The sequence below is a fragment of the Pantoea sp. PNA 14-12 genome, from assembly GCF_004364735.1.
Classification (GTDB): Bacteria; Pseudomonadota; Gammaproteobacteria; order Enterobacterales; family Enterobacteriaceae; genus Pantoea; species Pantoea stewartii.
Map to the genome: position 1 here is coordinate 126,234 of NZ_SOAJ01000003.1, position 22,127 is coordinate 148,360.

Genomic DNA, 22,127 nt, shown 5'->3' on the forward strand with positions numbered 1-22,127 from the left:
CGCCATGTGGCCATCTGAACGTTTTCATGATGGCCAGTTGGGATTACTGACCACGCGATAACGTGCGGCTGTCGAGCCACTCAAAAAGCAGCATGCCTGCCAGCATCGCCAGGACAAAGACAATGCCTTTGAGCACGCCGCCGCCGAGCAGGACCAGCGCCGGGCCGGGGCAGATGCCCGCCAGTCCCCAGCCGATGCCAAACAGGGCCGCGCCGCTGATGAGCCGTTTATCCAGTGTGCGGTTGCCAGGCAGATAAAACGTTTCCTCAAAGACGGGCCGCTTGCGTCGGGAAGCCAGCCAGAACGTTACCAGCCCGGCGATAATCGCGCCGCCCATCACCAGCGCCAGAGAGGGATCCCAGGCGCGGGTAATGTCCAGAAAACCCAAAACCTTCGCCGGATTCGCCATGCCGCTGACGAGCAAGCCCGTGCCAAACAACAGTCCACTAAGCAGAGAAAATAAAACGACCATCGTGCCTCCTGATGTTTACCCGTGACCCATCATGCCGACGGTCAGCATGGCGGTTAACATAAAGACCAGTGTCGCCACCAGTGAGCGCGGCGACAGTCGCGATAAACCACAGACGCCGTGACCGCTGGTACAGCCCGAGCCCAGGCGCGCGCCCAGGCCCACCAGTAAGCCGGCCAGCACCAGGCGTCCCCATGAGGCGTCAATGTCGATAGCGGGCAGCGCGCTGAATAACTGAAACACCAGCGGTGACAACACCAGGCCCGCAATGAACGCGAACCGCCACGGCTTGTCAGCCGACTGACGTTTCAGCAGGCCGCCCAGAATGCCGCTGATACCGGCGATGCGGCCACAAAATAGCACTAACAGACCCGCCGCTGCGCCAATCAGCAGGCCACCTGCCAGACTCTGAATCGGCGTAAAATGGTCCAGATCGATATGCATTACCGTTGACTCCTTGTGCTCTGCCAATGCGTGCTTTAAACACGCCCTGTTCCAGCTAGCGTTCACCGTCGCTCTCAGGTGAACGACCGCGATTGCGCTTTACCTGCAACGCCATGCGCCTCAGCGCAAATAACGTGGTCGCGCTGCGGTGGCCGGGCAATATCTTCTGCTGACGACTGTCACAGGCTATTTTCACACAGCTGACGAACTGTGCTTACCGGCTTTTAAAGCAGGATGACGGCATCTGCCGTCTTTATCAATCGGCTTCGTGTGAGGCACATAAAAGTTCTGTGCACAGATCTGTTTTGCGCCAGGTGTACGGGGAGAGGGTACGGACAGAGGTGAATGTCCGGACAGGATAAAAGAGGCCTGATAAGGGAAAGGAACCGGTCAGGGATAACCGCCAGTAAAGATCAACCGGGCCGTTTTGCATTGGCGGAATCGTATTGCTGTGTGCGTCTTGGTGAACAAAAAGGGGCTTAGCCCCTTTCCTGCCTGGTGATTATTTTAAGTTTTCAGGGAAATTCGCCGGCAGCTCGCTTGCCGCGCAGGCAATCACGTCTTCGTTATTTTTTCCGGCATCCCGTACAAAGGTAATCGTGGCAAACTCATCGATCACTTCGATTGGGTAGGTTGGGCCCGCATCGCGGTATTTCGCCATTTCGTCCAGATGGTCGTTCTGGAAACAGACGGTACGTTCAGGATTATTGATGACCCAGCGTGGGAAGAAAATGGTGCCGTGGAACAACTTGTCGCTCATGTTGGCAATCAGGCTGACGCTGGTGCCGGTAGGTTCGGTCCAGGACACTTTATAGCTATTTTCCGCGACTCTGACGATATAAACGTGTTGGTCTTTGACCCAACGATTGCCCACCATCCCGCTGTGGATACGATAATCAATGGTGTCTTCATTTTTAATGTACAGCTCATAATTCCAGCCGTTGTCGTAGGTATAAACCAGATGTTTACCTGTGAAACCGTCAAGATTGTGTTTGTCGAAGCTGCTCATCTTTCGTTCTCCTCTGTTGGTGAACCCAGCTTAGTCATTCACTTTATGAATTAAAAACGCTAATTTATGATGAAAACCATTCAAAAAATGGATTGATGATGCATAAAACCACGCTGGAACAATGGAGCCTGCTGGATAAGGTTATGAAAGAAGGCAGCTTTGCAAAAGCCGCCGACCTGACCAACCGCAGCCAGTCCTCAGTCAGTTACAATCTTGCCATGCTGCAACAGCGTATTGGCATCACCTTACTGCACATTGAGGGGCGCAAAGCGGTACTTACGCCCGCCGGTGAATTGCTGCTGGCGCAGGTGCGGCCGCTTCTTAAGGCGTTTCATTCGCTGGAGGCGTATGCGGGCGCCATACGCAGCGGCGTCAGAACCAAACTGGATCTGGTGGTGGACAGCATCTTTCCGCGCCGCCGCCTGTTCGCTGTCCTGAAAACCTTTCAGCAACGCCACCCACACACGCAAATTAATCTCACCGAAGTGCTCGAAACCGATACCGATTATGCTGAGGCCGATGTGATGGTGGTAACCCAGCGTCAGGATATGGCCGGGCGGGGCGAGTGGTTGATGAACGTGGATTTTGTCGCGGTGGCGCATCGCGATCACCCCTTGCATCAATGCGGCGTAGACCTGGATGAGGAACAACTGGCGCGGTATCCGCTGATTCGCATTGCGGATCGCGAACATTTTACAGTGCAGAATGAAAGCAGCAGTGGCGATTACTGGTCTTTCTCAACCATTGACGCGGCGGTAGAAGCGGTAATGCATCAGGTGGGCTATGGCTGGATTCCGCAGGAGCGCATCCGTCACGAACTGGCACAGGGCATCCTGAAGATATTGCCGCTTCGGCATGGGGTGCGCCGCGCCACCACGCTGCATCTGCTGATTAAAAAAGACATTATCATGCTGGATCCGCCCATCGCGACCTTACTTGACCTGCTGAAAACGGCACCGCAAACGGACGTACCGTAACGGGCGCCACGGGCCGGGCAGACGATCCGCCACGGCACAGCTTTCGTGAGCCAGTTACGCGGCGGACTGGATTTACGGTGTGACGTGCAGGGCGTGAAGCAGGGCATCCAGCGAGACAGGAGCCTGCTGATGGCGGTTTTCAACCGGATGACCGCTCCACGACAGGGCATCGTCCAGGCAATAGTCGCCGGCGCAATGCAGATCAAGATCGTCATCCAGCAGGCCAATCGGCAGCCAGATCAGCGGCCGGTCACGTAAGTCGTTCGGCACGGTGGATCCACAGTTCCTGCAGAAGTCATTGCGGTATCCCTGCGGGCGACGCCAGCTGGCGATAAAGGTTTCACCGGCCAACCAGCGAAAGTGGTCTGCATTAACGATCGTCGCCAGATTATGGCCCGTGCCGGTCTGGCGACGACACAGCGAACAGTGGCAGCGGTAAAAATGACTGGGCTTTTGTGTCAGCCTGAATACCACCGTTCCGCATAAACAACGTCCTGAAATCATGCTGGCTTCCCTGAATAAAATGCGCTTAAGAAGACGCTTAGTGTGCCCGCTTTTTGGCCCAGTACGCCATAAAGTTAATCGCTTCGCGATCAACGCCGCGCTCGCCAATCAGATGGCGACGCAGCAGTTTCACGACGGTCGATTCGGCGGCCACCCAGCCGTAAAATTCATTGTTGCGCGCCTGCGCACGATCCCACAGTAACTCACCGTCTTCCTCTTCCTGCACGGCCTGCTGCTGGCCGCCATCGGGTACGCTGACCTGGGACTGAATTGCCGCGATCAGGCATTCACCATGTGAAGCAAACGCAGGTTTGCGGGGCAACCACACAATGTCAGCAAACGCGTACGCCTGTAAATCGACGCAATCCTCAGCATCCGGCACCTCAAAAAAAGCCTGAACCCGGGGCGGATGGGGCTGGCGGGCCAGCAATTCCAGAATGCCTTTCGCGGCAGGCAAGGCGGTTTCATCGGCAATCAGCAGCGCATTGCGCAGGCCGTCTGGCGGCGTCCATTCATAGCCACCGCTGTCGGCCTCAAACGCCGCATTCGGCGCAACGATCACCAGGCTGTCGCCCGGTTTCGCGTTGATGGCCCAGGCCGAGGCCGGACCTTCTGTACCGTGGCTGACAAACTCAATGGTCAGCTCCTCACGTTGGACATCCAGGTGGCGCAGCGTATAGGTGCGCAGCAGCGGCCGCTGCGCTTTGGGCAGCGACAGAATCGTCTGGTACCACTCATCGTTATTGGGCAGGTCGGGCAGGCTGCCATCTTCGGCAGGCAGCAAAATCTTAATCCGCTGGTCGGGCGCATCCGATTTCATTTGTGCCACGTCGGGCCCGTTAAACACCAGGCTCAGCATCGAAGGTGAAAGGTGATGTTTGCGGGCCAGTTTGACCTCAAAAAGGCGGTAAGCAGGGACGTCAGCCATCGTCGTTCCTTGTGGTTAATGAGCCGATAAGGCTGATCGTGAACGCCAGATCAGCCCCGACAGGGCAATAAAGAGCATGGCGGCAGTGAGTGCGGCGGCAATCAGCGCGGCTTCGCCGTGCGAGTGCGTGATCACTGGCACCAGAAGGGCACACAAGCCATAGCCCAGCGTATGACTGGTGGCGATCCAGCCTGCTCCGGCGCCGTCTGCCAGCGTGTCGTTGAGCAGCAACTGATAGGCGGGTGTGCCGAGCGCCGCACCGAACGACATCACGGCACAGCCGACATAAAACAGCCAGAGCGGCGTGGTCAGCATCATGCCCAGGCCCAGCGCCATCAGGATCCCGGCGCTGATTAACAGTGAAAGCGGCGTCAGTAACTGCGGACGCAACACCAGAAACTGCGCACCCAGTGACGCGATGGCGGCAACGCTCAGCAGCCAGGCAACCTGATGGCTTATCGCCGCCGTCTGCCCGGCAAATTGTCGGGCCAGCGCCGGAGACAGCCCTAGTTGCATCAGGCTGACGGTGGCCGCCAGCAGCAGGGCGCATAGCAGGTAGGGCAGGCAATGAGGGCGCAGGCGGGCGTTTTTACGCGTCACCGCTGGCTGCGGGGCCGAACGTTGTAACGGTAGCAACAGGGCCAGCGCCAGCAGCGGCGCCACCACCAACAGCGCCAGCGGGGCCAGCGGATGAATCACCAGCATTCCGGCCGCGCAGAGGGGGCCAAAAAGTCGGCCACAGCTCAGGCCGGAGCTGATGGTCGCCAGCGCCGTCATGCGCTTCTCTTCGCCCGCCCGGTGCAGCGCCCATACCTGACAGGCGGGCACCATGGCCGATACCATCAAGCCATAAAAAACCCGGGCAATAATTAATATGCCTAATCCAATCGGTGCGCTGACGGCCTGCACAGACAGCAGCGCACAGCCCAGACCGAGCAGCAAAAAGCTGGTGCCGTAACCGGCCAGCGACCACAGGACCACCGGTTTACTTCCCTGACGGGCAATCTGCTTTCCCCACCACGGCGACGCGGGCAAAAACAACATGGAGCCAAGCGTTAACAGTCCTGCCCACACCGACAGGCTCAGGCTGGTCTGAGCAACCAGCACCGGAATCGCGACCAGCAGGCCATTTTGTCCCACACCCAGCAACCCGGCGCTGATGGCTAAAGGCCAGTTTACTAACGCTTTTTTTTGCGTCATGGCCAGTTCAGGAGATGTCACGATGTTGCTAACCCGTATCTTTGTTGTATGTATTTGTAAAATTTATTCTGCCAATTCTAACAATTGTCGTTGATAATGAGAACTGTTATCGGCAGAATTCGCATTATCATAACGACTGGAAATTGTTTGATAATGATACAATCAACGCATGACGGGGCCTGGGACGTGGCGGCACAATGCTTCCTGAACGCCCTGATCCGTGAAACCAGGGACTGGCAGTTGAGCCAGGGTGACCCCGCCGAACTGACGATCCCGTTGGATGAACAGCAGACCTTACACTTTAAGGTGGCTTACTTTTCTCCGACGCAGCACCACCGTTTTGTCTTTCCAGCCCGGCTGGTGACGCAGCGTGGCAGCCAGCCGGTGGCGTTTGAAACCGTCGCCAGGCTGATTGTCGATAAGTTACAACACCAGCACGCGCTGCCCGTCGCAGGCTGCGAGGCGTTTTACCAGCGCGTAATGCAAAGTCATGCTCACACCCGCGAAGCGGCGGCGTCCCGTCATGACTGGGGCGGCCTGCGCGAAAACGCACTCAATTTTGCCGAGGCCGAACAGGCGCTGCTGGTCGGGCACGCTTTCCATCCTGCCCCCAAATCGCACGAACCTTTCACGCCGCAGCAGGCCAGACGCTACCTGCCCGATTTTGCCCCGCATTTTCCGCTGCGCTGGTTCGCGGTGGATAAAGATTACCTGGCGGGCGACAGCCTGAAACTGAACTTACAGCAGCGCCTGACGCGTTTTGCGGCTGAGAATGCACCGCAACTGCTGCATGCGTTGACGGACCAGCGGTGGTTATTCCCGCTGCATCCCTGGCAGGCCGACTATTTGCTGCAGCAGAGCTGGTGTCAGCAACTGATGGAGCAAGGACGGCTACAGGATCTGGGTGAGGCGGGAACATCCTGGCTGCCCACCACGTCATCACGCTCGCTTTATTGCGCGACCAGTCGTGACATGATCAAGTTCTCGCTGAGCGTGCGACTCACTAACTCCGTCCGCACTTTATCGGTGAAAGAAGTCAAACGCGGCATGCGGCTGGCGCGGCTGGCGCAGACCGCGCGCTGGCAGGCGATGCAGGCGCGTTTCCCGACGTTTCGTGTGATGCAGGAAGACGGCTGGGCCGGGCTGCGTGATATGCAGGGCACGATCAGGGAAGAGAGCCTGTTCGCACTGCGTGAAAACCTGATTGTCGACCAGCCGCAGAGTCAGACCAACGTGCTGGTCTCCCTGACGCAGTCCGCGCCGGACGGCGGCGACGCACTGCTGACGGCGGCGGTTAAGCGCCTGAGCCAGCGCCTGCGTATCAGCGAACAACAGGCCGCCCATGCCTGGGTGGATGCATACTGCCAGCAGGTGCTGAAACCGCTGTTTACGGCCGAAGCCGATTACGGACTGGTGCTGTTAGCGCATCAGCAAAATATCCTGGTGGAAATGGCACAAGACCTGCCGGTTGGCCTGATCTATCGCGATTGCCAGGGCAGCGCCTTTATGCCGCACGCCGCAGGCTGGCTGGATGAGATTAGCGAAGCGCAGGCAGAAAACGTCTTTAGCCGCGAACAGCTGCTGCGCTATTTCCCCTATTACCTGTTAGTGAATTCCACGTTCGCGGTCACGGCGGCACTGGGCGCGGCGGGCATGGACAGCGAAATGCACCTGATGGCGCGCGTACGTGATGCGCTGTCTGCGCTGCGCTGCGAGGTCATGCACACGGACTGTCTCGATTACGTGCTGGAAAGTCCGCACTGGAATGTGAAAGGCAACTTCTTCTGTTACCTGCACGATCACAACGAAAACACCATCGTCGATCCGTCGGTAATCTACTTCAACTTCACCAATCCCCTTCTGTCCCAGGAGCGCTAAATGTCTCAGGCAACGATTGTTCACAGCGGCCACGGTTTGCGCTGCGAGAAGTCTGGTAAGGCCCTGAATCTGGGCTGGGGACAGGACAACAGTGCGGTCCTGCATTATACCGGCCCGCTTGCCGAAGGCTGGTTGCGTGATGCGCTGGATCAGATGTTTATCGCGGCCCCGTCGCTTTCCGCCATTGTGTTGCCCTATGCCGAATGGCGGGAAGAGCCGCAGGCGCTGGCCCTGTTTGCCGCGCTGAAAAGCGATATCGTGCACCGCGAGGCGTTCTGGCAACTGCCGCTGTGGTTGTCCACGCCGCCTCAGCAGGCGTCCGGCGAGATGGTCTTTGATGCCGAACGTGAGATTTACTTCCCCCAGCGTCCGCCGCGTCCTCAAGGCGAAGTCTATCGCCGTTACGATCCGCGCGTGCGCCGGACGCTGAGCTTCCGCGTGGCCGATCCTGCGCGGGATGCCGAGATGTTCACCCGCTGGATGAACGATCCGCGCGTGGATTATTTTTGGGAGCAAAGCGGATCGCTGGCGGTGCAGACCGCCTACCTGCAACGCCAGCTCACCAGCAGCTATGCCTTTCCGCTGATTGGCTGCTTTGATGATGCGCCTTTCAGCTACTTTGAAATCTACTGGGCCGCCGAAGACCGTATCGGACGTCACTACAGCTGGCAGCCGTATGACCGCGGCCTGCACCTGCTGGTGGGCGAATCGCAGTGGCGCGGACCGCACTATGTGCAGAGCTGGCTGCGCGGTATCAGCCACTACCTGTTCCTGGATAACCCGCACACCCAGCGGCTGGTGCTGGAGCCACGCGCTGATAATCAGCGCCTGTTCCGTCATCTGGCACCTGCGGGCTATGCCACCGTTAAAGAGTTCGACTTCCCTCACAAGCGCTCTCGCCTGGTGATGACCCGGCGTGCCCGCTTCTTCAGCGAGGTGGGCCTGTGATGAATCCGCACGCATGGGAAACCGTGAACCGTCAGCTGGTGGCGAAAATGCTGGCCGAGCTGGAGTACGAGCAGGTCTTTCAGGCCCAGGCGCAGGGCGATAACCGTTACTGCATCAGCCTGCCGGGCGCTGAGTGGCACTTTACCGCCGAACGCGGCATCTGGGGCTGGCTATGGATCGATGCGCAAAGCCTGCGCTGTGCGGATACGCCGGTACTGGCCCAGACCCTGCTCTGCCAGTTACAGCCGGTGCTGTCGATGAGCGATGCCACGGTAGCGGAGCATATGCAGGATCTCTACGCCACCTTGCGCGGCGATCTTCAGCTTATGCAGGCGCGTCAGGGAATGAGCGCGGACGCGCTTATCGATCTGGATGCCGACCGCCTGCAGTGCCTGCTCAGCGGCCATCCCAAATTTGTTTTCAACAAAGGCCGACGCGGCTGGGGACTGGCGGCACTGGCGCGCTACGCCCCGGAATACCTGAACACGTTCCGCCTGCACTGGCTGGCGGTTCAGCGTGAGCATCTGGTCTGGCGCTGCGACAGCGCGCTGGACATCCAGCAACTGCTGCATGCCGCGATGGATGACGGCGAATACGCCCGGTTCACCGAGGCCTGGCAGGCACAGGGACTGGACGACAGCTGGCTGCCGTTACCGGTTCATCCCTGGCAATGGCAGCAAAAAATCGCACTCGATTTTGTCGCGGATCTGGCCACCGGCAAAATGGTCTCGCTGGGCGAGTTTGGCGATCGGTGGCTGGCACAGCAGTCACTGCGCACGCTGACCAATGCCAGCCGTCAGGGCGGACTGGATATCAAACTGCCGCTGACGATCTACAACACCTCCTGCTATCGCGGCATTCCTGGCAAATACATCGCGGCGGGCCCGCTGGCCTCGCGCTGGTTACAACATGTCTTTGCCACTGATGCAACGTTGCAGCAAAGCGGGGCGGTGATTTTGGGCGAACCGGCCGCAGGCTATGTCGCTCATCAAGGTTACGCCGCGCTGGCCGAAGCCCCCTATCGCTACCAGGAAATGCTGGGCGTGATTTGGCGCGAAAATCCTGCGCGCTGGCTGCATCAGGACGAAACGCCGATTCTGATGGCGACGTTGATGGAGTGCGATGAGCAGGGACAGCCGCTTATCGGTGCCTACATTGCCCGCTCGGGCCTGAGCGCCGAGGCCTGGCTCAGTCAGATGTTTCGCGTGGTCGTCGTGCCGCTGTATCACCTGCTGTGCCGTTACGGCGTGGCGCTGATCGCGCACGGACAAAATATTACCCTGGCGATGAAAGACAGTATTCCGCAGCGCGTCCTGCTGAAGGATTTTCAGGGCGACATGCGGCTGGTGAAGGACGATTTTCCCGAGATGGCCTCTCTGCCTCAGGCGGTCCGTGATGTCACGGCCCGCCTGAGCGCGGACTATTTGATTCATGACCTGCAAACCGGACATTTTGTTACGGTTCTGCGTTTTATTTCGCCGTTGATGGCGCGCCTTGGCGTACCCGAGCGGCGCTTTTACCAACTGCTTGCCGCAGTGTTGAGCGATTACATGCAGGCGCACCCGCAGCTGTCGGCGCGCTTTGCGCTTTTCTCCCTCTTCAAGCCACAAATCATTCGCGTCGTGCTGAACCCGGTAAAGCTCACCTGGCCCGATCAGGATGGCGGGAGCCGTATGTTGCCCACTTACCTGGAAAATCTGCAAAACCCGCTGTGGCTGGTCACCAAGGACTGAATCATGACAAACACTGTTGATTTTATTGGCATCGGTATTGGCCCGTTCAACCTGAGTATCGCGGCGCTGGCACACGAAGCCGAGGGTTTTACCAGTGCGTTTTTAGACAGTCGGCCGGATTTTGCCTGGCATCCCGGCATGCTGGTGCCGGACTGCCATATGCAGACCTCTTTCTTAAAAGATCTGGTCTCGGCAGTTGCGCCCACCAGCCCGTTCAGCTTTGTGAACTACCTTGTGAAGCGTAAGAAATTCTACCGCTTTATGACGGCAGAGCTGCGAACCGTATCGCGGGATGAGTTTTCTGACTATCTGCGCTGGGCCGCCGAGGGCATGGATAACCTGCACTTTAATCACACGGTGGAGCGCATCGAGTTTGACGACACGAAACAGCGTTTCGTGATTCACAGCCATGACGGTGAGCGCTACGCACGCAATATTTGTCTTGGTATTGGTAAACAACCCTATCTGCCGCCGTGCGTCAACCGCATCAGTGCGACCTGTTTCCACGCCAGTGAGATGAGCCTGCGCAAGCCCGATCTGCGCGGCAAACGCGTTGCCGTAATCGGCGGAGGGCAGAGCGGTGCCGATCTGTTCCTGAACGCCTTCCGGGGAGAGTGGGGTGAACCGGCGAATGTCAGTTGGGTGTCGCGCCGCAATAACTTTAACGCGCTGGATGAAGCGGCCTTTGCCAATGAATATTTCACCCCTGAGTACGTATCCAGCTTTGTCGGCCTGAGTGAGAAGGCGCGCCAGACCATGCTGGATGAGCAAAAGATGACTTCGGATGGCATTACGGCAGCGTCGCTGCTGACGATTTATCGCGAGCTGTATCATCGCTTTGAGGTGCTGAGGCAGCCGCGCAATGCGCATCTGCTTCCCAGCCGCTCGGTGGTGGAACTGACCCGCCATCAGCAATGCTGGCAGCTACAGTTACAGCATCAGCTCGATCAGGGTTATGACCTGATTGAGTGCGATGTGGTGATTTTTGCCACCGGTTATCGCCCGGCGTTGCCCGAGCTACTGTCACCGCTGATGAGCCGCCTGACCATGAAAGACGAGTGCACGTTCAGCGTGCGCGAAGATTTCACGCTGGAGTGGAACGGACCCAGGGACACTAACATCTTTGCGGTCAACGCCAGTATGCAAACGCACGGCATCGCTGAACCGCAACTCAGCCTGATGGCCTGGCGTTCCGCCCGTATTCTGAATCGCGCGCTGGGGCGTGATTTGTTCGATCTCAGCACGCCGCCTGCCCTGATTCAGTGGCGCAGCGCGAGCCGGGAAAAACCGCAGCAGGGTGCTGCATCCACTCAAAACTATACCGAGTCCTTGGGGTAAACCTTAACCTCGCATGCAGGAACGACGATGAAGACTAAAAACAAAAATATCTGGCTGCTTAATCCGCTGTTATTAGCCATGATGGCACCGGCGGTGGCACAGCAAACCAGTGAGAATGAAATGGTTGTCTCCGCCAGCCGTACGCACCGCACCGTGGCGGAAATGGCACAGACCACCTGGGTGATTGAAGGGGCCGAACTGGAGCAACAGGTCCAGGGCGGAAAAGAGTTTAAAGATGCGCTGGCACAGCTGGTACCGGGCCTGGACGTCAGTAGCCAGGGCCGCACCAACTACGGTATGAACATGCGTGGCCGCGCAATTGTGGTGCTGGTGGATGGCGTACGTCTTAACTCCTCGCGTACCGACAGCCGTCAGCTGGATTCCATCGATCCGTTTAATATCGATCATATTGAAGTGATCTCCGGTTCCACCTCGCTATACGGCGGCGGCAGTACCGGTGGCCTGATCAATATCGTGACCAAAAAAGGCCAGCCAGGGACCCAGTTCGAGTTTGAAACCGGCACCAAAACCGGATTCAACAGTAGCAAAGACCATGATGAACGCGTGGCGGCTGCCCTCTCCGGCGGCACCGATCGTGCCTCCGGACGCCTGTCTGTTGCCTACCAAAAGTTTGGCGGCTGGTATGATGGCAAGGGCGATTCACTGCTGATGGACAATACCCAGACGGGCCTGCAGTATTCCGATCGTCTGGATATTATGGGCACCGGCACGCTGGAGATTGATGACCACCAGCAACTGCAGCTGGTCACGCAGTACTACAAAAGTCAGGGCGATGACGATTATGGCCTCTATCTTGGGCGTAACTTCTCCGCAGTAACGGGCGGAGGCACCGCGTACACCCGCAAAGGGCTGAACTCCGACCGCCTTCCCGGCACCGAACGCCATCTGGTCAGCCTGCAGTACTCCAATACTGATTTTCTTGGTCAGGAGCTGGTGGGGCAGGTTTACTACCGGGACGAGTCACTGGCGTTTTATCCGTTCCCCACGGTGTCCGGCGGACGCGTCACCAGTTTGTCCTCCTCAGAGCAGAACACCGATCAGTACGGCGGTAAGCTGGCGATCACCAGTAAGCCGGTCGATGGGCTGCAGCTGACCTACGGCGTAGACGCCGATCATGAGCGTTTCAGTTCCAACCAGATGTTCTTTGATCTGGGCCAGTCTGCCGCCTCGGGCGGGCTGAACAACCAGAGCATCTACACCACGGGCCGTTATCCGGGTTATGACATTACTAATCTGGCGACCTTCCTGCAGTCCAGCTACGACATCAATGAGACGTTTACGCTGAGTGGCGGTGTGCGCTATCAGTACACCGAAAACAAGGTGGATGATTTCGTCGGTTACGCTCAGCAGCAGGCGATTGCCAACGGTACCGCGCGCTCGGCCGATGCGATTCCAGGCGGGTCTACCGATTACGATAACTTCCTGTATAACGCCGGTATCCTGATGCATATCACGGCGCGGCAGCAGGCCTGGTTTAACTTCTCGCAGGGCGTTGAGCTGCCCGATCCAGGCAAATATTACGGGCGCGGCACCTATGGCCGGGCGGTTAACGGCAATCTCCCGCTGACCAACAGCGTTAATGTGGATGCCAGCAAGTTGCAGGGCATCAAAGTCGATTCATGGGAACTGGGCTGGCGCTATACCGGCGATAATCTGCGTACGCAGCTCAGCGCCTATTACTCGCTGTCAGACAAGAATGTGCAGCAGAATCAGGACCTGACGATCAGCGTGGTTGACGATAAGCGCCGCATTTACGGGGTGGAAGGGGCCGTGGATTACTTTATCCCGGACACCGACTGGAGCACCGGAGCAAACTTCAACGTGCTCAAAACCGAGTCCAAAGTGGATGGCAGCTGGCGAAAATATGACGTGAAAGTGGCCAGCCCGTCGAAAGCGACCGCCTATGTTGGCTGGTCGCCGGATCCGTGGAGCCTGAAGGTGCAGAGCACTACCTCGTTTAATCTCAGCGACGAAGCGGGCTACAACATCAACGGCTACACCACTGTTGATTTCATTGGCAGCTATGAACTGCCTGTCGGCAAGCTGAGCTTCAGCGTGGAAAACCTGCTGGATCGTGATTACACCACGGTATGGGGCCAGCGCGCGCCGCTGTACTACAGCCCGACCTATGGTTCACCGTCGCTGTATCAGTACAAAGGCCGGGGACGGACGTTTGGTCTGAACTACTCCGTGCTGTTCTGAGTCGGTATTTTTGCCCGGTGTTGCGCCGGGCAAGCCTCACGCCCGTTATCCTGGCAGCGTGTTGAGTACAACAAACATAGTGACCGGTTCAGGCCACTGTGTTTACCGGATTACGAACTGCGATGCAGCGTCAGCGGGGCAGACAACCAGCGGGCGACGCGCTTACCTGCTTTGATGGCGGGCTTTTCAATGTAGAAAAACATTACCGACGCCAGCGCCACGCTGGCGCTGACCGACAGTACGAAAATCATAAGGTTATCTGTCCAGGCTTTATCTGCCAGGCTGTTCATCAGCAGTACCATGAGCGGATAGTGGATGAGATACAGCGAATATGAGATATCCCCCAGGAAAATCAGCGTACGGTTGTGACCGGTGTCGGCACGGTAGCTCAGCATCACCGTCATGATCATGATGGCGGCGGCCAGCCAGAAACCGCCGTGCAGGCCAAAGGGCTGAGGTCCTGTAATCAGGGCGGTAATGACCGCCAGCACCAGCCCTGCCTGAAGCAGTCGGCGCATTCTGTTATCCAGTTCCGGTAGCTTACGCTTCACCAGCAATTCTGCCAGCAGCATCCCCAGGATGAACTCCATACAGATAGTGTTACTGATTAACTTAATCCACGCCTGCCACCAGTGCGTCACCGTCAGATGCGGCGAAACCTGTGAGGAAAAGTCAAAACTGCCGTTGTAGTAAAGCTGAAATCCCACACTGGAGACGATGAAAATCAGTGCACAAAGGTAGCTGCGATAGCGGTAGTTGATGCACATCGCTACGGTGAAAACGGCGTAAAACAGGATCTCGTAAGACAGCGTCCAGGGCGGCCCTAACGCGCTGAATCCAAACGTCGGTCCGGCGCTGCTGTAATCCTGCAGACAGAAATAGAGCGCACAGGACATATCATGAAGAGAGCGATCGTGATACACCACTGCGAAAGACAACAGCCAGACGACAAAGAAGACCGGCCAGATGCGGAAAAAGCGTTTCACCATGAATGAGGTCGGGGCTTCGTTAAACTGATGGGTAATGAAGGTCATGATGAAGCCGCTGATAATAAAGAACACGTCCACGCCCAGCGCGCCTGGAATGTGTCGGGTCCAGTGACCCTCTAACAGCGATGAGTTGTGCGCCAGTACCACAAGTAACGCAGCAAGGCCGCGCAGATACTGGATTGAGACGATTTTCATGAATGTTACAGCCTGTCGGTTGACTCATTAGCGGCAGTCGCGCGGGCGAGCCGATACGGTTAAGCGTAGGCCGTATTGTAAAAATGACTTAACAATGGTCAACCGCCGTTTATCGGGCAGAAAAATACATTTCCAAACGATAGCGTATTTTTGCTGAATAAAGCGCGGCGATCGAGGCTGTTAGGCGCACAAGGAGAAAAGTGCGCCATCAGGTTTTCAGAGGGTTCTTAACCAAAATTGATAACTTACGTGCGCAACAGACTCATGCAGCGCGGCGCGGCGATACGTGTCCACCCAGAGCGCGCCGAAAGATTTCTATCGTCCACATCCACAGAATATGTCCCAGCGTTTCCGAGGCAATTTCCGCCAGCGGCAGGTGCCATAAGGGCGGTGCCCAGCCGTTTATGGGCAGGATCACGGCGTGAAATGCCACGGTAATGATCAGGGCGAACGCCACGCCCTGACCCAGCGTAATGATCGGGATAATCTCGGCCAGGGCGCAGTAGAGCAGGGCAAAGAAAATCGAGAACAGATGATGAACACCGGCCACGCCCCAGTTCACCACATGACCGGAATAGTGATAGACCAGGTTGCTGACGTTGATTCCCATATCCTGGAGCATCTCGGCGGGGGGAATTGCCCTGTCCGGCGTTCTGGGCGGAAACGGATTCTCCGTGCCCCATTTGACAAAACTGGCGACGTTACCGCCCCAAAACCCTGCCCACAGCGCCGCACCGTAATGCCGATCGGCCGGGGACGTCAGATAAAACCCTGTTTTCATTTTTCACCGCTCCCGCTGAGTAAAAAGAAGAGAATTACTGGCCGTAATAGGCGTTTGCTCCATGCTTTCTGAGAAAGTGTTTATCCAGTAACGGCTGCTGCATTCGGGTGATATCAGGCGTCAGCTGGCGGGAAAAAATCCCCATATAGGCGATTTCCTCCAGCACGACTGCGTTATGCACGGCATTCTCTGCGTCTTTCCCCCAGGCAAACGGCCCGTGAGCATTAACCAGCACGGCGGGAATGGCCGTCGGGCTGATGCCGCGTGAGCGGAAGGTTTCGATAATCACTTCGCCGGTATTGTGCTCGTAATCGTGAATAATTTCGGCCTCCGTCATCAGTCGGGTGCAGGGAATGGCACCATAGAAGTAGTCAGCGTGCGTGGTGCCCCAGGCTGGCAGGTCCTGGCCCGCCTGCGCCCAGATGGTGGCATGACGCGAATGCGTGTGCACAATGCCGCCGATGTCCTCAAAGGCCCGATAGAGCGCCAGATGGGTGGCCGTGTCCGATGAAGGCTTTTTCGTGCCCTCCACCACGCGGCCGCTTGCCAGTTCCAGTACCACAATATCGTCTACCGTCATGCCGTCGTATTCCACGCCGGAGGGCTTAATCGCCATCAGCCCTTGCGCACGATCGACGGCGCTGACGTTGCCCCAGGTAAACGTCACCAGATGGTGGCGCGGCAGCGCCAGGTTTGCCGCCAGCACCTGCTCTTTCATCATGGCAATGCTCATAGTAAGCCTCCTTCCTGCATTTTCTGTTCAATCCAGCGCCGTGCCTGTACGATCTCGGCAACCGGCTCCTCGGCTTTCTCGGTCCACATCTCAATCAGAAACGATCCGCGATAATTCAGCGCTTTGAGCGTGCGAAACACGCCAACGAAATCCACGCAGCCTTCACCAAAGGGCACATCGCGGAACTGCCCCGGCGAATGGGCGGTGACCGGTTGGGTATCTTTCAAATGAATGGCGGCGATGCGATCAATGCCCAGCGTCAGTTCGGCAGTCACGTCATTGCCCCAGGCGCTGAGATTGCCTACATCCGGATAAACGGAAAACCACGGAGAAGCCTGCTGCTGTTCCCAGGCTTTCCACTTGCTGATGGCGTTCATGAATTCGGTATCCATGATCTCCACCGCCAGCATCACCTGCGCCGCTGCTGCGCGCTGCACTGCGCGTGACAAGCCCTCGGCAAACCGCGCGACCGTGCCTGCATCATGCGGTTCGTAGTAGACGTCATAGCCCGCCAGTTGAATCGTGCGGATCCCCACATCTTTCGCCAGCTGGATGGCCTGATCGATCAGATCGTCTGCGCGCTGGCGGATCGCCGGATCGTGGCTGCCAAAGGGAAAGCGGCGATGGCCGGACAGGCACAGGGAAGGAATGGTGACGCCGGTTTCGATGGTCGCGTTGACCAGCGACAGGCGCTGCTCTTTGCTCCAGTTCAGCCGGTCCAGCCGTTCATCGGTTTCATCGACCGACATTTCCACAAAATCAAACCCGCAGGCTTTGGCCAGCGCGAGACGTTCTGGCCAGGTGAGATTCGCAGGCAGGGCTTTTTCGTAAATCCCTAACGGGTGCAGGCGTTTCATACTGTCCCCCAATGGCGGCCAATGGCCCGGTGAAATGCGGTGGCGCATGCAATGCCGTTCTCGCCATCGCTCAGGGCGCGGCCGGCAATAAACGCCTTCACATCGATATCGCGAAACTGAGAAAGGTCATCCGGGGTGATACCGCCCGTGACGGACAGGGCAAAACCCAGGTCTGATAAGGCTTTCATGGTATCCAGATCGTGCTGATTCCACTGTTGCCCGCTGGCCTGTGCGTCCCGTCCACGGTGATAAATAGCCTGGGTCAGACCCAGCTTTCGCCACTGCCGGGCATCATCCAGCGTCCAGTTGCCAAACAGTTCGATCTGAATATCCCCCTGGTACTGCTGCGCCACCGCCAGCGCGCTGGCAAAGGTTGCCAGCGGCGCGGCACAGATCACCGTCATCCAGTTAGCCCCTGCCGCAAAAGCCATCTCCGCCAGGGTGCCGCCGGCATCCGCCACTTTGTAATCCGCGACCAGCGTTTTTTCCGGGTGCTGCTGGCGCAGATGACGTACGGCTTCAACACCGCAGCTCAGGCACAAAAGCGTACCGGCTTCGATAATGTCGACATGCGGATGCAGTTGCCGGGCGGTAGTGAGCGCGGCATCCAGCCTGGTGTGATCCAGCGCCAGCTGGAGTAAGGGCAGGCTCATGGCAGGTCTCCCTGGGCGTCGCGCAGGACGCGAATCAGATGTTGATAACGCTGATACTTTTGCTGGTAGCGGTCATAGCACGTGCTGTCCGGTTGCCAGCACACGATGTCAGGGGCCAGGGCCTGCTGGGCCGCCTGCAGTGAGGCATAAGCCCCGGTACCGGTTAATGCCACCAGCGCCGCGCCCAGACAGCCGCTCTCACTGATCTGCGGAACTTCAACCGTCAGGCCGCTGGCATCGGCAAACATCTGCATCCAGGGCGCAGAACGCGTAGGCCCACCGCTCAGACGCAGGGCGGTAACCTGAGGAAAACGTTGCAGAATACGGTTGAGGTGCGTCAGATGTGAGAACACCACGCCTTCGTAGATGGCCTGAACCAGATGGGCGCGCGTGTGACCTGCCTGCAGGCCAAAAAAGCTGCCGTGCAGATCGGCACCGGCATTGGTGCCATACAGGAAAGGCAGAAACAGCACACTGCTGCTGGCGGGCACCAGCGCTGCTACCCACGTATTAAGCTGGCTGTAGTCCTTAATGCCCCACTGGTCACAAAACCATTCCAGATTGGCCGCCGACGTCGGGCTGGCCTCATGGATAAGGTACTGACCCTCAATGGCATAACGACCATAAACGTAGGGATAGTCTGCTTCATCGCTGATGCAGTCGGTAATGCCGCTGGTCACTGACCAGGTTCCCATCACCGCGTTCAGGCGCGTCGCATCATTCAGGCCCGCGCACAGCGCTGTTGACATCACATCGAACAGGCCGCCCACGACGGGCGTACCGGGCAGCAGACCGCATTCGGCAGCGGCCCCGGCGGTAACATAGCCCGCAATCTGCGTCGGGCCGATAATCGGCGGCAGTGCCGATATTATCTCCGGGATACCTGACATCTCTGCCAGTGCAGGCGACCAGTCGGCTGCCTGCATGTCATACAGATTGGACTCAGAGATATTGGTTTCTTCGCATGCCCGCTCGCCGGTCAGACAGAAACGCAGATAGTCATGGGCCATCATGACGCTGCCAATCGCCGCATAGCGCTGTGGCTGATGCTGCTTGATCCAGCGCAGCAGCGACACCGGATGGCCGGTCCACAGCGTTTGTCGGGTCAGCGGATAGAGTTTCTGCGGCAAGCCTTCCCGTTGCCACTGTTGCACAAGGCTCAGGGCGCGGCGGTCGGAGGAGAGGATGCCGTTGCCCAGCGGGCGGTGCTGTTTGTCCAGCAGAAACAGCCCCTTACCCTGTGCGGAAATGCCCATACCGGCGACCGACGCCGCATCCTCGCCGCTGGTGGTCAGCACCTCACGGATGACGGCTGCCGCCTGTTGCCACAGCAGCGTCATATCGCGTTCGGCATAACCCGGTTCCGGTACAACAACCGGCAGGTTTTGCCGGGCGACGGCCAGCTCGCGGCCCTGTATATCGTAAAGCCCGGCTTTAATAAAGGTGCCGCCACAGTCCAGTCCCAGCCAGCGTTTCATAATGCCTCCTGTTGAGGGGAATCGCAGCGTGCGGGCAACGTCATCGCCAGCAGGGCGGCAATCGCCAGTGAAATGGCAAGGCTGTAAACCCCGGCATCCCGGCTGTAAAACGCCATCAGAATGCCCACCATGTAGGGACCGCAGAAGCCGCCCAGGTTGCCCAGCGCGTTGATCAGGCCGCGCGCGCCGCCAGCCACCTCGGCATTAAACAGGCGCGGCGGAATACTCCAGAACACGCCCGCCGCAGACTGGATAAAGACGCCACAGCCCAACAGCGCCGCGTAGGACCACCAGATATGCGCTTTCAGTAACACCGACAGCGCCATGCACAGCGCAAAGCCGGCCAGCGGCAGCGCCACGAACAGCCTGCGCCGTCCGGTCGCGTCCGACAGAACAGAAAACAGAAACATGCCGACGATCGCCCCGACGTAGGGCAGAATGGCCAGAAAGCCCACCTGCTCCACATTACCGTGCGTCAGTCCTTTCAGGATGGTGGGCAGCCACAGCGTGTAGCCGTAAATGCCGGTCTGATAGAAGAAATTGACCAGAATCAGCCGCCACATAACCGGTTCGCGCATCACACGCATCAGCGAGGCGTTGCGCACGTTCTGCCCTTTGATCATCAGCTGTTCGTTATGCAGCGTGGTGATGAGATAGTGTTTTTCGGCTGGCGAAATCCATCTCGCCTCCTGCGGGCGGTTACTGATCGTGAAATGCCACAGGGCCATCACGACCAGAGATAACGCGCCTTCCACGTAGAACAGCATGCGCCAGTCCCAGCCGGTAATGATCCAGCCTGAGAGCGGAGCCGTGATGATCCCGGCGATCGGCACAAACATGATCACGATGGCATTTGCGCGACCGCGCTCCGCATCCGGGAACCAGTTGCCGATCATCGTCAGCACCACCGGTAACATGCCGCCTTCGGCGATCCCCAGCGCAAAGCGCAGCGCCAGCAGCTGATACTGGCTGGTGGCCATGCCGGTCAGTATGGAAATCACCGCCCAGGCCAGCAGCGACCAGCCAATAAAGCGTTTACCGTTGCCGTAAACGGCCAGCCTGCCGCCGGGCACCTGCAGGAACAGGTAGCCAATGAAGAAAATGCCGCCTGCCAGCCCGGCCATCGAGGCGCTGATGCCCAGTTCAGCATCCATGCCGCCCGGCATCGCAAAGGCGATGTTGACCCGATCCATATACGAAATGATGCAGGTAATCAGAATCGGCGGAATGATCCGCAGCCAGCGCAGTGCAGGGACCTTTTCATGATTGACAGCGCTTGTGGTGATGCTCATCGTGCCTCCCTGCCTTACACCAGATCGCGCGTGGGGATCTTCACCACGACTTTGCGGATCGGACCGGGCTGACTGACCGCGCAGTTAGGACGATGAATATCCTGAGGAAAAAATACGGCGAACGTGCCGGGCAGCATCCGTACCTGGGTTTCATCGGGGGCATGATGATAAAAAACGATGTCGCGTTCGCTGTCGTAAGGCTGATGCACCGCCAGATCCAGCGGTTGTGTGGCGACGCCGATCACTTCTTCGCCTGCCACCAGATACTGCACGTCGATGTGATAGCGGTGCGCCTCCGGGTAATTCTCTGCGGCGGGAACCGTGTGAAGATCTAACACCTGTACGACCCAGCCGGTTTCTTCGTCCTGATAACGGCCGGCGGCCATGTTTGCCAGATCATGACCGGCGAGGTAGGCCAGGGCATGAGCAATCGCGGCGGGATAGTGACGGGGATCGGTATTGGCAAGGTGTCCGGTAATCATGATGCCTTCTCCTGTAGCGCCTGAATGCGCGCCCAGACGCGCTCATCAACCGGAATACCCAGGCGTTCGTTTTCTTCACGCAGTGGCGGGAATTTGTCGCCCGGCAGGCGAATCGCCTGTGTGCTGTCAGCCGGTTCCGCACCGGTAATGGATGCGCGAATACGATCGAGTTTTTGCTGGCGGGTTTCGCCCGGAATGAGCCGATCGACGTCGATGGCGATAAACACCTGAGAAATGCCAAATTCATCGCCGTTGTCGTGAGTGACTTCAGTCACGGAGGCGCCGTTAGAGAGCAGGGTGGCCAGCATATCCAGCACCACAGACAGCGCTGAGCCTTTCCAGTAACCCATTGGTAAAATGCGGCGGTTTTTTTCCAGCGTGGCCGGATCGCGGGTGTAGTTGCCCTCATCATCAAAGCCGCCATCGACCGGCAGGCTTTTCCCCGCCAGGCGATTCACTTCCAGCATGCCGTAGGAGAACATCGACATGGACATATCCACCATCGTAACCGGCTCGCCCGGTACCGCGATAATCAGCGGATTGGTGCCGATCGCGCAGCTTTTTGCGCCCCAGGGCGGCATTACGGCAATGGAGTTGGTCCAGCAGATGCCGACAAAGCCCTTTTCCGCCGCCTGCCAGCCATAGCTGCCACCGCGCATCCAGTGATTGGCATTGCGTAAGGCCACCAGCCCAATGCCGTGTTCCGTGGCCAGCGCCATCGCGCGCTCCATCATGCTATGGGCGGTGATATTGCCAATGGCGCGTTGCGCATCCCACTGCTCAATCGCACCCAGCGACAGGACTTTTTGCGCATCCGCATCGGGAATAATGTGGCCGGCATCCAGTTGCTGAATAAAACGCGGGAAGCGGTTAACGCCATGGGAATAGACGCCGTTAAGACTGGTTTCAGTAAACATGCGCGCGCAGGCCTCGGCTTTGGCCTGAGGCACGTTGCGGCTGAGGAGTACGCGAAGAAACTCCTGATACAACTGCTGATAGCTGATTCTCATCTGACT

At 58.1% G+C, this 22,127-nt stretch carries 21 protein-coding genes; 6 read left to right on the plus strand and 15 right to left on the minus strand.

The features are described from left to right. Positions 1–43: 43 nt before the first annotated feature. The 3 genes from C7434_RS11695 to C7434_RS11705 all read right to left on the minus strand — a co-directional run bounded on the left by C7434_RS11695 (position 44) and on the right by C7434_RS11705 (position 1,922). Positions 44–472, minus strand: coding sequence for a DUF6691 family protein (locus C7434_RS11695; protein ID WP_033739071.1), 429 nt, complete (start codon positions 470–472; stop codon positions 44–46). 15 nt (positions 473–487) lie between these two features. Then, the gene (locus C7434_RS11700; RefSeq protein WP_033739072.1) at positions 488–913 is read right to left on the minus strand and encodes a hypothetical protein; all 426 of its coding nucleotides are present in this window, start codon (positions 911–913) and stop codon (positions 488–490) included. Positions 914–1,415: 502 nt separating this feature from the next. Next, positions 1,416–1,922: a phenolic acid decarboxylase gene (locus C7434_RS11705; protein ID WP_033739073.1), complete on the minus strand. Its 507-nt coding sequence runs from the start codon at positions 1,920–1,922 to the stop codon at positions 1,416–1,418. 98 nt (positions 1,923–2,020) lie between these two features. Here C7434_RS11705 and C7434_RS11710 point away from each other — a divergent pair, with 98 nt between their 5' ends. After that, entirely contained in the window at positions 2,021–2,899 is an 879-nt protein-coding gene (locus C7434_RS11710; RefSeq protein WP_033739074.1) for a LysR family transcriptional regulator, read from the plus strand. Between the two features lie 72 nt (positions 2,900–2,971). Here the strand turns inward: C7434_RS11710 and C7434_RS11715 are convergent, their stop codons facing one another. From C7434_RS11715 to C7434_RS11725, 3 genes are read right to left on the minus strand one after another with little or no spacing between them, the layout of a single operon-like run. Next, complete coding sequence (locus tag C7434_RS11715; protein WP_033739075.1) at positions 2,972–3,403, minus strand: GFA family protein; 432 nt, start codon at positions 3,401–3,403, stop codon at positions 2,972–2,974. A 37-nt stretch (positions 3,404–3,440) separates the two neighbouring features. Then, complete coding sequence (locus tag C7434_RS11720) at positions 3,441–4,331, minus strand: siderophore-interacting protein (RefSeq protein ID WP_033739076.1); 891 nt, start codon at positions 4,329–4,331, stop codon at positions 3,441–3,443. 15 nt (positions 4,332–4,346) lie between these two features. Continuing rightward, positions 4,347–5,531 carry an MFS transporter gene (locus C7434_RS11725; RefSeq protein WP_226374613.1) on the minus strand — a complete coding sequence of 395 codons (1,185 nt, stop codon included), beginning with the start codon at positions 5,529–5,531 and terminating at the stop codon, positions 4,347–4,349. Positions 5,532–5,684: 153 nt separating this feature from the next. Here C7434_RS11725 and iucA point away from each other — a divergent pair, with 153 nt between their 5' ends. From iucA to iutA, 5 genes are read left to right on the plus strand one after another with little or no spacing between them, the layout of a single operon-like run. Next, the gene (iucA, locus tag C7434_RS11730) at positions 5,685–7,409 is read left to right on the plus strand and encodes an aerobactin synthase IucA (protein ID WP_033739080.1); all 1,725 of its coding nucleotides are present in this window, start codon (positions 5,685–5,687) and stop codon (positions 7,407–7,409) included. After that, positions 7,410–8,357: a GNAT family N-acetyltransferase gene (gene iucB / locus C7434_RS11735; RefSeq protein ID WP_033739081.1), complete on the plus strand. Its 948-nt coding sequence runs from the start codon at positions 7,410–7,412 to the stop codon at positions 8,355–8,357. Then, positions 8,357–10,090 carry an aerobactin synthase IucC gene (gene iucC / locus C7434_RS11740; protein WP_033739082.1) on the plus strand — a complete coding sequence of 578 codons (1,734 nt, stop codon included), beginning with the start codon at positions 8,357–8,359 and terminating at the stop codon, positions 10,088–10,090. Before iucB ends, iucC begins: the two co-directional genes overlap by 1 nt. 3 nt (positions 10,091–10,093) lie before the next feature. After that, positions 10,094–11,428, plus strand: a complete 1,335-nt coding sequence (gene iucD, locus C7434_RS11745; RefSeq protein ID WP_033739084.1) for an NADPH-dependent L-lysine N(6)-monooxygenase — start codon at positions 10,094–10,096, stop codon at positions 11,426–11,428. A 27-nt stretch (positions 11,429–11,455) separates the two neighbouring features. Beyond that, entirely contained in the window at positions 11,456–13,651 is a 2,196-nt protein-coding gene (iutA, locus tag C7434_RS11750; protein ID WP_033739086.1) for a ferric aerobactin receptor IutA, read from the plus strand. 110 nt (positions 13,652–13,761) lie between these two features. Here iutA and C7434_RS11755 read toward each other — a convergent pair whose 3' ends face one another. From C7434_RS11755 to yiaK, 9 genes are all read right to left on the minus strand, one after another. Continuing rightward, a complete protein-coding gene (locus C7434_RS11755; RefSeq protein ID WP_033739089.1) occupies positions 13,762–14,835 on the minus strand; it encodes an acyltransferase in 1,074 nt (357 codons plus the stop codon). A gap of 262 nt (positions 14,836–15,097) precedes the next feature. Next, on the minus strand, positions 15,098–15,616 hold the full coding sequence (locus C7434_RS11760) for a DUF1440 domain-containing protein (RefSeq protein ID WP_033739091.1): 519 nt from the start codon (positions 15,614–15,616) through the stop codon (positions 15,098–15,100). Positions 15,617–15,650: 34 nt separating this feature from the next. After that, positions 15,651–16,349, minus strand: coding sequence for an L-ribulose-5-phosphate 4-epimerase (araD, locus tag C7434_RS11765; RefSeq protein WP_033739093.1), 699 nt, complete (start codon positions 16,347–16,349; stop codon positions 15,651–15,653). Beyond that, entirely contained in the window at positions 16,346–17,206 is an 861-nt protein-coding gene (locus C7434_RS11770) for an L-ribulose-5-phosphate 3-epimerase (RefSeq protein WP_006121631.1), read from the minus strand. The genes araD and C7434_RS11770 overlap by 4 nt, the downstream gene beginning before the upstream one ends. Next, the gene (ulaD, locus tag C7434_RS11775; RefSeq protein WP_133745490.1) at positions 17,203–17,859 is read right to left on the minus strand and encodes a 3-keto-L-gulonate-6-phosphate decarboxylase UlaD; all 657 of its coding nucleotides are present in this window, start codon (positions 17,857–17,859) and stop codon (positions 17,203–17,205) included. Before ulaD ends, C7434_RS11770 begins: the two co-directional genes overlap by 4 nt. Further along, on the minus strand, positions 17,856–19,337 hold the full coding sequence (locus C7434_RS11780; protein ID WP_033739096.1) for an FGGY-family carbohydrate kinase: 1,482 nt from the start codon (positions 19,335–19,337) through the stop codon (positions 17,856–17,858). The genes ulaD and C7434_RS11780 overlap by 4 nt, the downstream gene beginning before the upstream one ends. Next, on the minus strand, positions 19,334–20,629 hold the full coding sequence (locus C7434_RS11785; protein ID WP_033739097.1) for an MFS transporter: 1,296 nt from the start codon (positions 20,627–20,629) through the stop codon (positions 19,334–19,336). Before C7434_RS11785 ends, C7434_RS11780 begins: the two co-directional genes overlap by 4 nt. Before the next feature lie 14 nt (positions 20,630–20,643). Continuing rightward, positions 20,644–21,111, minus strand: coding sequence for a YhcH/YjgK/YiaL family protein (locus tag C7434_RS11790; protein WP_033739099.1), 468 nt, complete (start codon positions 21,109–21,111; stop codon positions 20,644–20,646). Further along, a complete protein-coding gene (yiaK, locus tag C7434_RS11795; RefSeq protein WP_033739101.1) occupies positions 21,108–22,121 on the minus strand; it encodes a 3-dehydro-L-gulonate 2-dehydrogenase in 1,014 nt (337 codons plus the stop codon). Before yiaK ends, C7434_RS11790 begins: the two co-directional genes overlap by 4 nt. Positions 22,122–22,127 lie beyond the last annotated feature (6 nt).